Origin of the sequence: Pseudoalteromonas sp. Ld20, from assembly GCF_045064175.1 — a bacterium.
In the GTDB taxonomy this organism is placed as follows: domain Bacteria; phylum Pseudomonadota; class Gammaproteobacteria; order Enterobacterales; family Alteromonadaceae; genus Pseudoalteromonas; species Pseudoalteromonas neustonica.
On the sequence record NZ_JBISHB010000046.1, the window covers coordinates 33,344 to 46,781 of the forward strand.

A 13,438-nucleotide genomic window follows, 5' to 3' on the forward strand; every position below is an offset into this window, starting at 1 on the left:
CACATCAATGAACAAACTATGAAGAAGGAGTTAATAAAAGCCCAGGGTTGGCTGTTCAATAGGAGGTAAGTTATAAGGTGCCACAAGATCAGTAAGCTCACCACTTTGCGCCAACAACTTCATATGATGCTCTATTTCGATGGCTAAAGGGGTATTTTTAAATTGACGACTTAATACAAAATAACCATATATAACATCATCATAACGATAAGACATTTTTTTTAATTTATTTATTGGTTGATTTAACACGCTCATAGAGTGTTCAGCGGTCTCCTCCACTGCCACAACCAAATCGACTCGGCCTTTTAAAAGCATATCTATTGCATTCTTTTCAGATAATGCTTCAATTTTTTCTAACTTTTTATCCTGATCAAAACGCTTAAAGTGAGCAGCACCACGCATTACCGCTACTTTTTTGCCATATAAATCACCGTAGTTTTGAACAGCTAACTCACTATCGTGACGACCGTAAAACACAAAAGAAGACGATAAAATCATATACGGGGGCATTAAAAAATGCATTTGAGTTTGACGCTCTACGGTACGGATGAGTCCGCCCATAGCATTTACCTCACCATCCTCAAGCATTTTTAAACAGCGAGGAAAAGGACAAGCAACTAACTCAATCTTAAAAGGGACCCGTGCTTGAATCGCCTCAGCAATATCAACTATTGCACCTGTTATATCACCCTCTTCACTTATCTGACTATATGGGGGAGCATGATCAACGGCTAACGATAGCCTTGGGATAGGGGCAGCCGATACCTTCATCAAAAATGATAAAGCGAATAACGACAGCAATAAAATTTTATCAATTAGGCGCATAACGACCAGTCAAAAGTGTAACTTATGACCATTGTACTAAGGTACAAACGATAAAGACCATATAAATGTCACAAAATTTTGTCATAATGCAATAGCGTATACCCAAAGGATCATAAATATCATGTTGTTAGCTATTTTTAAGCAGTTTTTTTTACTTGGCTGTATGAGTTTTGGTGGGCCTGCCGCCCACCTTGGCTACTTTAAACGTCACTTTGTTGATAATTTAAATTGGTTAGACAATCAACGTTACGCGCAATTGATCAGCTTAAGTCAAGCACTGCCGGGCCCAGGGTCTAGCCAAGTGGGTTTTGCTATTGGCGTAGAGCGCAGTGGTGTACTGGGTGGTATTGCTGCATTTATTGGCTTTACTTTGCCATCATTTCTAATCATGGTGTTATTGGCTATTAGCGCCCATCAATTTGATGCTATTTATTTTGCAATTATCGCAGGCTTAAAGTTGTTTGCAGTTGTAATTGTTGCCGATGCCATTGTTAGTATGGCAAAAAGCTTCTGTACTAGCTGGGCACTAAAAGCGCTTGCTGCGCTCAGCACCTTAGCCTTAATTTTACTACCCAATATGACAACGCAAATCGCAGTATTAGTTATTGCAGCAGTGATTGGCGCTATCTGGCCTCTACTAAATTTAGAAAAAAACACTGCCTCCTCTCCCACGACAAAAAGTGGTATAAACTGGATTGCCTTAGCTTTATTTACGTTGTTATTAATAATTAGCTTCATTCCTCTAGGGCAAGAGTTAGGTTTGTTTGCGCCATTTTATCAAGCTGGAGCATTAGTATTTGGCGGCGGGCATGTTGTGCTGCCTCTACTACAAACTGGCTTACCAAGTTTAAGCACTGAACAATTTTTAAGTGCGTATGCCAGTGCACAAGCCGTGCCGGGGCCTATGTTTACCATTGCCACCTATTTAGGCGCACAACTGACAGATACGCAACCTATCATTGGCGCACTCATAGCGACTGTATTGATTTTTTTACCTGGCTTACTGCTTATGCTCGCCTTTCAAAAAAGTTGGCTACAACTGGCACAGCGCCCGCGATTTGCCAGCAGTATAGCTGCACTTAACGCCGCTGTTGTTGGATTTTTAGCGGCAGCACTTTATTCGCCAATTTGGACTTCCGCGGTACATAACATATGGCACATTGCCCTTGTTATTGCTGCATTTGCATGGCTAAGAATGGCAAAGCCACCTATTTGGTGGCTACTGCTTGGGTTTATTAGCGTGGGTCTGCTTCAGTATTATTTACCACTTTAATTGTGGGTTTGATACTTGTAGGTGCACTTGCTGGGGGGCTAAACTGCCCCGTGACACTTTGATACGGGCGTAAATCAAATAGAGGGAGCACTGCAAGCAGATGATCCATAATTTCTGCTTGTAAATGCTCGTAAGATATCCAGCGCTTATCTTCACTAAAGCAATAAAACTCAATTGGCAGTCCATGATTCAGTGGCTGTAATTCACGCACCATAAGCGTTAATGCAGTATTAACTTTACTATGGCGCTTTAAATAACCTTCCGCGTAGCGTCGAAATAATCCCAAATTAGAAACCGGATCGGGTAAAGTACTTAATTTAATGTAATCTTTTAAAACAATTGATTGGCCAATCACTTTCTTCATTTCGTCATCAGCTAAACGAATACTATTCATATCAATATTAAGTGAGCGCTTAATACGACGACCGCCAGATTCTTGCATCCCGCGCCAGTTTTTGAACGAACCGGCAACTAACATATAGGTCGGAATGGTGGTAATCGTGTTATCCCAGTTACGTACTTTTACAGTATTTAAACCCAGATCAATCACTTCACCATCAGCGCCATAGTTTTCAACTTGAATCCAATCCCCATAAGTTACTAAGCGATTAGCCGCAATTTGAATACTGGCAACAAAACCTAAAATGGTATCTTTAAAAACTAACAAAGTAACTGCGGCGATAGCACCAAAGCCTGAAAGAATATATGTTGGTGATTTCTCTAGTACGATACTGACGATTAAAATAGCGCAAATCATAAAGGTGATTAATTTAACAACTTGAATTAAGCCTTGAATTGGCACCTCTCGCGCAAACTCAAGTTGGTTATAAATACCACCAGCAATACTCACCAAACTACTAATAATAAAGCCCACATGGATAATTAAAATAGTCTGACCAATAGTTTTTAATACCTCTCCTGCAAGCTCACTAACCGGGTATACGCTATCAAACGTGGCTAAAAATAAAACACAGCACAACATACCAGCAAAGCGACGGTTGAGCTTGTCTATCATCGGGGCTAGTACGCCAATTCGTTCAGGAGATAGCTTTGTTACTACTTTTTGAATACCTGGCAACATTAAACGACGAGTAAACAAGTACACTACTAATAAGGAAAAAACACCTATAGATACGGCAGTCAGTGAGCTAAACCACGTAGATTCTGGCATGCCTTCAAACCAAGGTTGAACTAGCTGCTGTAAATGAATTGGAGTCGTCATGGTAATTCAATTTCCTTGCTGCGTGCAGCTATGTGAGCTGCATCCTAAATTACGTTTATAGCGACTAACCTAATTATTAGTTAGCCACAGCTAATTGATACACTGCCTATCGATTACTTTGATTGCTGCTCAAGCTGAGTAAGCTGTTGCTCTTTATCTTGCCACAAACGATTTAGCTCTGATTGAAAGCGTACTCTAAATTCATTATCACCCGTATAATCACCTATTAACTCTTCACTCACAGGCATTACTTCAACGTGAACATTGATGCTCTTTACCCGCCCGCTGGCAAAATCCACAAATGTTGGGATCCCATCAGGATACTGTATTGTTACATTCACAACTTTAGATATTTGATCTCCCATAGCCTGCATTACAAAAGCAATACCACCTGCTTTAGGCTTAAGCAAATGCGGAAATGGGCTATTTTGGCGCTGATGTTTTGCAGGCGTATAACGCGTGCCTTCTACAAAATTAACAATGCTAACAGGCATCTCTTTAAATTTTTCGCAGGCTTTGCGGGTCGTTTCTAAATCTTTACCGCGCAGCTTTGGATTTTTCTTAAGCTGACTTTTACTGGTACGCGTCATAAATGGAAAATCTAAAGCCCACCACGCTAAACCTAAAATAGGCACGTAAATTAATTCTTTTTTCAAAAAGAAATTTAAAAATGGTATACGGCGATTCAGTAAACGCTGTAACACCAATATATCGACCCAGCTTTGGTGATTAGCGATAATTAAATACCAGTCTTTTAGTTTTACTTGTTCAAGACCTGTCACGTTTAACTTATAGGGCGTAAATACATTCTGAGTTAAAGAGTTACACGTAACCCACATACTCGCGCACTTCTTCGCCGCCCAACTCATTGCTTTTTGCAGTGCTTTAATTGGCAGTAATTTTATTAGGCCAAAGATAAAAATAGGTATAAACCAAATTACAGTATTTAAGGTGTACAATAAAATACTAAAAATACAACGGATCAAAGACATTACTACTTAATTCCTTTCATTAAAACTGCTCAACAACTCATTACACAACACTCAGTGGCGTAATTAATCTTCAAAATAAGTATACCCTTCAAGGCCGGCATTAAGCTCTGCTAAATACTGTTCTTTAACAGGATCACTGACATCAAGTTGCTGCACTGTATTGGCAAAGTTATCTGCTAAAATGGCGCTATCATAGTCAACAAACTTTAATACATCCTTAACGCTGTCGCCTTTAATCGCATTAGTAAGTTGATAACCTTGCTCTGTGAGTTCCACATGCACAGAGTCTGTATCGCCAAACAGGTTATGTAAATCACCTAAAATTTCTTGATACGCACCAACCATAAACATTGCAATATGATATTGCTGCCCTGGTATATACTGTGGGATAGGCAAGCTTGTTTCAATACCTGCACCTTCAACATATTCGCGAATTTGGCCATCAGAATCACAGGTAATATCTTGAATAATGGCACGTTGCGTTAATGGTTTATCAAGATTTTCAATCGGCATTACTGGAAATAATTGCTGAATTCCCCATACATCAGGTAACGATTGGAACAATGAGAAATTCACGAACAATTTATCCGCTAGTTTTTCGTTTAGATCATCAAGTACCTCACGGTGAGCGCGCGCATTGCTAAGCGATGCACGAACACGGTGTAATATTGTAAAGTACAATTGCTCAATTTTAGCCCATTCCAACATACTCACTAAGCCATGTACGTATTGATCATGAGCTTCGCTGAATAAATGCATTGCATCGTGATAAATTTCCAGCGCCATGCGTGGATTTAAGCGTTGTAAACACTGCCACATTTCATCTAGCACAAGCGCACTATTTGGTTGTGGCGCACTTGGGTTAATATGATTAGGTGCTTGTTCTACGTCAATTACGTCGGTGATCAACACCGCATGATGCGCCGTTAATGCGCGCCCAGATTCAGTGATAATTGCAGGGTGCGGCAAGTCATGCTGCTCACATACTTCAGCAAACGCATTCACTACATTACGCGCATATTCTTCAACGGTGTAATTCATAGAGCATGCACTACGAGAGCCTGAGCCTTCGTAGTCCACACCTAAGCCACCACCTACATCAACGGTATTTAATGGTACACCCAGTTGTGTTAATTCAGCAAAATGGCGTGAACACTCACGTAAAGCACGGTGGATATCTCGTATATTGGCAATTTGTGAACCTATATGAAAATGCACCATTTGCATTAAGTGTAATTTGTTATGCTGCTTAAGAACGTCAACGGCACTTAAAACTTGCCCTGCAGTTAAGCCAAACTTACCTTTTTCTCCGCCCGTGTTCTGCCATTTGCCTTTACCAACAGAATTTAAACGAATACGGATACCAATGGCAGGCTCAATATCTAAATCTTCTATTTCGGCTAACAATGTTGTTAGCTCTGAAAGCTTTTCAACCACAATTTTAACTTTATGGCCCATTGCTTGACCAATGCAGGCTAAACGTAAAAATTCACTGTCTTTGTAACCGTTACACACAATAGTAATCGGTGATTTTGCAACACCTAAAATCGCCATCAATTCGGGCTTTGAACCAGCCTCAAGACCAACAAGCCCACTTGGATGCGCCAGTAACTTGCTAACGACAGAGCGCTGCTGATTTACTTTTATCGGATATACACAGGTGTATTGACCTTGATAATCCCGCACATCACGCGCTTTACTAAAAGCGCTTGTGAGTGTATCAACACGATTTTGTAAAATATCAGTAAAGCGCACCAAAACAGGGAGAGTTAAACCCTGCCTTTTAAACTGCTCTGTTAATTCTGTAAGTGAAATCGCCGTTTTTGTTTGGTCGCCATCAGGAAAAGCCACCAGCTCACCTTGACTGTTAATATCAAAATAACCGTCACTCCAATGTGCAACATTATATGTAGCGCGTGCTGTGTCTAAACCCCAAGTCATGGCAAATTCTTCCAAGTGTTAACTAATGCATCTGTAATCGCGTATTTTAATACGTCAGTAGCCCCTACGCTAACAAAAATTGACCTTTAACCAAAGCACAGGTTAAATTATTCACAAGAACAGTAAAATTTCATTGAGCAAAACGCCAAGCACTGGCAGAATTGCCCCCTTTTTCGTCTTTAACTCAAAAAGTGTAATAGCAATCATGGCAAATTTAGATCAAAGTAACTGGTTTACCGAAATTAGTGAACGTGACGGCAGTGCGTTTTCTCTTCGCATCAATAAAAAGCTAGATGAAAAGCAATCGCCTTTTCAAAAAGTCGAAATGTACGAAACGACTGACTTTGGTAATCTAATGATTATTGATGGTTGTACTATGGTAAGTAGCCGCGAAAACTTTTTTTACCATGAAATGATCAGCCACCCTGCACTACTTGCTCATCCTAACCCTAAAAATGTAGTGATCATCGGCGGTGGTGACTGTGGTACTTTACGTGAAGCACTTAAACACCCAGATGTAGAATCGGTAACACAAATTGATATTGACGAAGTTGTGACACAAATGTCACTTAAATACTTTCCAGAGTTATGTGAAGCAAACCAAGACCCACGCGCAACAGTCATGTTTGATGATGGTATTAAATACATGCGAGAACTTGCTGCTGAGTCAATTGACGTAGTTATTGTTGATGGCACAGACCCTGTAGGCCCAGGCGAAGGACTATTTAACCATGCGTTCTACACTAGCTGCTTAAATGCTCTTCGCCCTGGTGGCATTATGGTGCAACAAAGTGAATCCCCTCTTATGCACATGCCATTATTGGTAGAAATGCGTGACGCAATGACTGAAGTGGGCTTTAAGGATTTGCAAACATTGCCATTCCCACAACCTATTTACCCAAGTGGTTTATGGTCTGTGACGCTTGCACGCAAAGGTGAAGCATTTGCAGGCTTTAGAGAAGATGCTGCCGCAGAGCTTGCACAAGGTACGCAATACTATAACAGCGGTATTCACCACGGCGCACTTGCAACCCCAAACTTTATGAAACGCGCTTTTGAGAAAAAGTAAGCAATAATATACCCAAGCCACCTCAAGATGTAGAATTCAGCGTTTCACAGGGGCTTAATATCAAGGCGTTACTTTGCAACAATGGCAGTCCCTTTTAAGAAGTAACAACGCAGAGAGTAAGTCCCTGTGAAACGCCCAACGGGTTGGTTTAAAAGCGATTTATACTGCGTTATTGATTTTAACAATAGAACCACTATTACTTGCAATCAATGCCTTGCCTAAATCGCTTTTAATTCCAACTGAAACTCGCATCTTGAGGTGGCTTGGGTATAAAGTAGCAAAAAAGGGTTCGTACGAACCCTTTTTTAATTTTTGACACCTAAAAAATGCTCAGATCAAAAACGCCACTGTGCGTTAAGTAAAACTTGCTGCTGTGATATTCTTGATGCTATACCAATCGCTTGGCGGTTATCAGCTTGACTGCGCAAAGCCGAACCTTCAATTCCTAACTGCCACTGTGGTGTTAACTGGTAACGCCAAGTTGCTGTAATCCCTTCGCCATGGCTTGCATTTGGATCAAACGCCCAATCGTCTTTATCAGTCACTTTAAAATAATCATAACGAATAGATAATCTATGCTCTGCTATTTTATGACTTAGTAAAAAAAAGTGACTATAAAAACGGTTATCAACACCTCTATTTTTCCCCATCGCAGTACTGCCTGACATAGCCTGAGTTATCAAACGTGTTTTGGCCGTAAATTTATAAAGCCATGCAGCGCTTGAGAATCGGGTATCCCATGCATATTGCCCAGTACTGTAATTGATCGCGGCAGGATCACCGTTGTTATCGTAATAATAAAAACGAAATTGTGATTTTTTTAAATAATCCCAATGAATCCCTGTGTAATAACCATAACGGCCATCCACCTCTTCAAAAGGCAAAACCTGATTTGCTTGATGCTGTAATTGGGGTGTATTTAAAGAAGCCACTGGCGCAAATGCAACACCTTCGTTAAACGTTGTTTGGCGATCGTGCATGGCAAAACCACGCCACGCCAATAATGTGCCCGCAGGATCGTTACCTTTAAATGTAGCTCCTACAAATGCAAAGCTGTGGGCACTATTAAAGCTTCGCCCAGGGCGCTTAATGGTTGCTTCAACACCCACAGTGCGTACTTCTTCACCTATCCATGAATTTATGGCGGAGTTAGTGTAGTTATAAGGTGAGATCCAACCCATATCTGGATTCTCTAGTGACAATAAAGGGTAAAATCCACCTACGCGCACATGCCACTTATATTTACTTTTAGTTAGCGGCTTATATTGTAAATACGCTTGGCTAAAGCCTAAAGTAGGCTCAGGATCTTGGTAAGCATTAATCACTCCATGGGCTGACCAATAAGTACTCAAGTCTGCTCTAAAATCAATTAACCCTTGTGAAAGTAGCACGCCATCGTTTTCACTGTCATAGCGATAAAGCCCTACACCACCTTCTTGCCAACTCGATTGCGAATCGCCTTTTACAGCACTAACGTGTAATAGCCCTTTAATTTGCGCATTTACATTGGTGGCGCTTAATAAGCCAACTAAAGCGACAACACCTAGTGAGTTTTTAATAATCATCAAATTCATCTACACCAATTGCAACACGTGGTATTACTTTTTGCTTAAGTTGATAACGCAAATTTTTGTTCGAAACAGTCACCGCTTGTGACTCTGTTGAACTAATATCACTAAACCCCTCATGCCAAACATTGAGTGTGTATTCGCCTTGTGGAATGTTTAATGATAACCGCCCTTGCTCATCGGTTATGGCATAAAACGGGCTATCTACTACAACGATATAACCCAACATCCAGTCATGAATATTACAACCTAACTCCACCACACCCGTTTGTTCAAATGTAATAGGCGCCTGTGGTTGCTCACGATACAACTTGAGCTCAAACGATTTGCTTTTAGAAAATGAATACACATGGTGCATGATTGAATCCGCGTTCGGAAATTCAACCTGAGCGTTTTTAGGCACAACTAAAACATGTGGCGTAAACTGGCGTTCCTGTTGCTTCATCATAAAGGGGGCGTTTGGTAATTCATTATCTAGCATCGTCACTGATGACGTTAACCATACAACGGCATTAGGCAGCGGTTGCTGATTTTGATCATAAATTGTAATAGTGGCTGCATGGCTTTTGAATACCATAAAAATTAATGCAATTACGAGTACAAGCTTCATCGTCTTAAGATCTTATTATTTGATTTAATTCATTATAGACCTATTTTATGAGCAAAATGTTACTTAATTAAAATATTATTTAGTCTGTTTAATAGATTGAATACGTATGCAGTCATCTCGTAATCAAAGCCTCCGCGCTTTATGCTAACTGATTAAAATAGCGTTAACCTCAAGGATCAGTCATGCGATTACCTTTGCTACTTGTGCTTACACTTTCAAGTGCTTGCTTTGCTAAAGATACAACAATTCAATCCCCCAATGGGAAAATAAAAATAACGGTATCAGATACGCACTCCACACCAAGCTACAAAATCAGTTTTAACGATAAAGAAGTTATTCAAAACTCATCGCTTGGTTTTAATTTTAAACAACAGGCCTCTTTCGCTGAAGGCTTTAAAATCACTAAAACATCTAACAATCAAGTAAATAGTCAATGGCAGCAACCGTGGGGCGAGCGTCAAACCATTATAGATAAGCATAATGAGCTAACGGTTACCTTTAATAAACCTGCGCCGCACGGTGGCACTTACATAGTCCGCTTTAAGGCCTTTAATAGCGGGGTAGGATTTCGCTACGAAGTGCCCAAACAAACGGGTTTTGAGAGCATTGAAATCACTAAAGAGCTAACCGAGTTTGCAATTGCCGACGCCGATAAAGCAACCGCGTGGTGGATCCCTGCACGTGGCTGGAACCGCTATGAATATGTTTATAACACCACACCATTGCAACAAGCTGGGCTTGTACATACCCCTTTTACTTTTAAAAATGCAGACGGTGTACATGTCAGTATTCACGAGGCGGCTTTAGTTGATTATGCAGGTATGGTGCTTAATCAACGTCGCCCGGGGACATTTCAGGCAGACCTAACCCCTTGGTCTGATGGTATTGCAGTTAAAAAATACGGTGCTTTTAATACCCCTTGGCGTACAATTCAAATCGGTGAAAAAGCCGTTGATTTGATTAATTCAGATATAATTTTAAACCTCAATGAACCTAATAAGCTCGGCGATGTTTCATGGGTTAAACCGGGTAAATATGTTGGTATTTGGTGGGGTATGCACATCAACGAAACAACGTGGGGTAGCGGTGAAAAACATGGCGCAACAACACAAAATACCAAGTATTACATGGATTTTGCTGCCAAATATGGTTTTGATGGCGTATTAGTTGAAGGCTGGAACATTGGCTGGGACGGAGACTGGTTTTTCAATGGTGACGTATTTAGTTTTACTAAACCTTATAATGATTTTGATATTGATGAACTAACTCGTTACGGCAAACAAAAAGGCGTTCAGCTAATTGGCCATCACGAAACATCTGGTAACGTCAGTAACTATCGCAACCAAATGAATGATGCCTACGCACTCTATGAAAAAGCGAACGTGAGCCAAGTAAAAACAGGCTATGTAGCTGATGGCGGCAATATAAAACGTATCGATGATAATGGCATTGCACGTCATGAGTGGCACGACGGTCAATTTATGGTTAACGAATACCTTCATAGTGTAAAACTCGCAGCTAAACATAAAATCAGTATTAACACCCATGAGCCAATTAAAGACACAGGTCTGCGTCGTACTTACCCTAACTGGATAGCGCGCGAAGGAGCTCGCGGCCAAGAATTTAACGCATGGGGTACGCCACCTAATCCACCTGAACATATTCCTATGCTTGCTTTTACACGTATGCTAGCTGGGCCAATGGATTTTACACCGGGTATTTTTGATATGGGCTTTAATGGTTTAGGCGCAGAAACTAACCGCCCACAAACCACGCTAGCGAAACAACTCGCTTTGTATGTCGTGATGTACAGCCCAATTCAAATGGCCGCAGATTTACCGCGCAACTATTTAGCAAAACCTGAGGCATTTCAATTTATTCAAGATGTACCAACCGACTGGCAACACAGTATTGCGCTTGCAGGTGAAGTTGGCGACTACATAGTGTTTGCACGAAAAGAACGTAAACGCGATGGTTATTCTGGTAACGACTGGTATTTAGGCGCTGTCACTGATGAACATGCCCGCACGGTTGATATTAAGCTCGACTTTTTGGATGGCGATAAAGTATTTGAAGCGCAAATATACCGCGATGGCAAAAACGCAGAATGGAAAAATAACCCATACGATATAAAAATTGAACAGCGTATTGTATCGGCTAAAGACACTATTTCATTAAAACTCGCCACCAGCGGCGGCACTGCAATTCGATTTAAAGCACTATAAACACGCCCAGCGCCAACCCGAGTCGGTTGGCGCATTAAGCAATTAATTAAGCTATAAAACAAAACTTCTTCGCATCAACTTTCATCACATTTATTAATTTAACTAATTGAAATTTAAAATACTTAAAACTGCTGCAATACTTTGTAATAGATTTATTCCTGCGCGTAACCTATCTTTGTTCACAGTCATTTCATTAACATAATAGCAACACCGTCATTTCTCCTAGAAATTTACTACACAATCAAGGAATATGAGCATGGAACCTGTATTAAGAAATACTCACTCAGTTATTAAAACACCCATAGTACTTGCGCTCACTTTCGCAAGTTTTACGGCACTTAGCACCAATGAGAACACACCATCACACGCCCAATACACCACGTCATCATCAGCGTGTGTTGCAAAAAAAGAATGGTTTAAATCTCCCGTAATCCCACCAAAAGAAGGTAAAGATAGTCATTTTGCATTTGTGGATAACGAAGATAAATCAAGCAATTGTGATTTTCATCAGTGGTCATGGCAAAAGTTTTTATATCTAACCCAAGTAGATAAAAAAACAAACGATCTGGTTATGTTTGGTGATAACTACCGACAAGTAAATAATGAAATGATGCCTTATTTTGAGCCTTGGAATGACCTACTCAATCCCACCGGTTTTGAATTAAGTTCTCAATTGATCCTCGAGGACACAACACAAGCAGGCAGTAGCCATGGCAAAATTTTTACTAAGTATGGTAATCAACCTGCTTATTATTCAATTCATATAAACCGTGAATTTATTCAATCTGCAGCTAAAAACCCGATCACTAGCGGTGATGAGTTTGCAGTGGGATCCGTTGAAATAAAGGCAGCATGGCTTGCCACAGATCAATTACGCGCCCTTTATACAGATAAAGAAATACACGCTAACTTTTACACCCGCAAAGCAATGATCAAAGCGGATAGTAAAACAATCAGCAATACCGAAGTTGCTTTAATAGGCATGCATGTTGTTGGCGTAGTTGAGAACCATCCTGAATTTATTTGGGCTACCTTTGAGCATCATACGTCAGCACCTGATTATTACGGCTCTCCTGGTACATTTAAAAAAGTAACAACGCCTTATGAAAAAAATAAAATCGTTAGTAGTGATGATAAATTTATTTTTTACAGAAAAAATACCACCGCAGGTAATGCAAATCTAAGTTACCCCGCAGAACAAACCACCACAAACACGTTTCGTTTATACCAATTTGGCGTACCTAATGGCGCGCCTTATACAAACGTTGCATCGTCAGATCAGCAAACTAGAGACGCCGAAAACTTTAATAACATTCAAGTACTCAATAATAGCGTCAAACAAGGCCTAACTAAGCATGACTCTCGTTGGCAACATTATTTTTATGCTGGAAGTGTGTGGTTAAGTACTCAAGGTTACAAATTTAATGAAGGGATCAGTGGAAATATTGTCCCACCCAATGCAAACGATAAATTACGAGGTTCGCTCGCGCTTGCCAACATAACCATGGAAACCTATACGCAAACCTATGGCGATCCAAATCAAAATAAACGCTACTCGACTAATAACTGCTTTGCTTGTCATGCAACCAGTAAGGGTGAGTCAACGATGGAAGTAAGCCATATATTTAAGAACTTTCAAAAGTTACGTAGCAGTCACAGGCAAATCAATGCTGGCTCTACACATCAACGTTAATAATTTATTTGAATAGCTTA

General features: G+C 40.4%; 10 protein-coding genes. 4 read left to right on the forward strand and 6 right to left on the reverse strand.

The window, feature by feature from the left end; genetic code table 11:
• Positions 1–30: 30 nt before the first annotated feature.
• On the reverse strand, positions 31–825 hold the full coding sequence (locus ACJJVX_RS20380) for an ABC transporter substrate-binding protein (RefSeq protein ID WP_231659096.1): 795 nt from the start codon (positions 823–825) through the stop codon (positions 31–33).
• 121 nt (positions 826–946) lie between these two features.
• Between ACJJVX_RS20380 and chrA the strand changes: the two genes are divergently transcribed.
• Complete coding sequence (chrA, locus tag ACJJVX_RS20385; protein WP_405633260.1) at positions 947–2,098, forward strand: chromate efflux transporter; 1,152 nt, start codon at positions 947–949, stop codon at positions 2,096–2,098.
• Here the strand turns inward: chrA and ACJJVX_RS20390 are convergent.
• The 3 genes from ACJJVX_RS20390 to speA form a co-directional block, all read right to left on the reverse strand.
• Positions 2,061–3,320: a mechanosensitive ion channel family protein gene (locus ACJJVX_RS20390; RefSeq protein WP_170174299.1), complete on the reverse strand. Its 1,260-nt coding sequence runs from the start codon at positions 3,318–3,320 to the stop codon at positions 2,061–2,063. The genes chrA and ACJJVX_RS20390 overlap by 38 nt on opposite strands.
• 113 nt (positions 3,321–3,433) lie before the next feature.
• Positions 3,434–4,312: an acyltransferase gene (locus tag ACJJVX_RS20395; protein WP_054206388.1), complete on the reverse strand. Its 879-nt coding sequence runs from the start codon at positions 4,310–4,312 to the stop codon at positions 3,434–3,436.
• A gap of 63 nt (positions 4,313–4,375) precedes the next feature.
• The gene (gene speA, locus ACJJVX_RS20400) at positions 4,376–6,253 is read right to left on the reverse strand and encodes a biosynthetic arginine decarboxylase (RefSeq protein WP_054455592.1); all 1,878 of its coding nucleotides are present in this window, start codon (positions 6,251–6,253) and stop codon (positions 4,376–4,378) included.
• Between the two features lie 205 nt (positions 6,254–6,458).
• Here speA and speE point away from each other — a divergent pair, with 205 nt between their 5' ends.
• The gene (gene speE / locus ACJJVX_RS20405; protein ID WP_405633263.1) at positions 6,459–7,322 is read left to right on the forward strand and encodes a polyamine aminopropyltransferase; all 864 of its coding nucleotides are present in this window, start codon (positions 6,459–6,461) and stop codon (positions 7,320–7,322) included.
• Between the two features lie 335 nt (positions 7,323–7,657).
• On the opposite strand, the gene ACJJVX_RS20410 is transcribed toward speE, so the two are convergent.
• Both ACJJVX_RS20410 and ACJJVX_RS20415 read right to left on the reverse strand, forming a co-directional pair.
• Complete coding sequence (locus ACJJVX_RS20410; RefSeq protein ID WP_405633418.1) at positions 7,658–8,887, reverse strand: hypothetical protein; 1,230 nt, start codon at positions 8,885–8,887, stop codon at positions 7,658–7,660.
• On the reverse strand, positions 8,877–9,500 hold the full coding sequence (locus tag ACJJVX_RS20415) for a plastocyanin (protein WP_054455590.1): 624 nt from the start codon (positions 9,498–9,500) through the stop codon (positions 8,877–8,879). Before ACJJVX_RS20415 ends, ACJJVX_RS20410 begins: the two co-directional genes overlap by 11 nt.
• A 182-nt stretch (positions 9,501–9,682) precedes the next feature.
• On the opposite strand from ACJJVX_RS20415, the gene ACJJVX_RS20420 reads away from it, so the two are divergent.
• Together ACJJVX_RS20420 and ACJJVX_RS20425 are read left to right on the forward strand one after the other, a co-directional pair.
• Positions 9,683–11,725, forward strand: coding sequence for a glycoside hydrolase family 97 protein (locus ACJJVX_RS20420; RefSeq protein ID WP_405633265.1), 2,043 nt, complete (start codon positions 9,683–9,685; stop codon positions 11,723–11,725).
• A gap of 256 nt (positions 11,726–11,981) precedes the next feature.
• Positions 11,982–13,418, forward strand: a complete 1,437-nt coding sequence (locus tag ACJJVX_RS20425) for a hypothetical protein (protein ID WP_405633267.1) — start codon at positions 11,982–11,984, stop codon at positions 13,416–13,418.
• Positions 13,419–13,438: the final 20 nt, after the last annotated feature.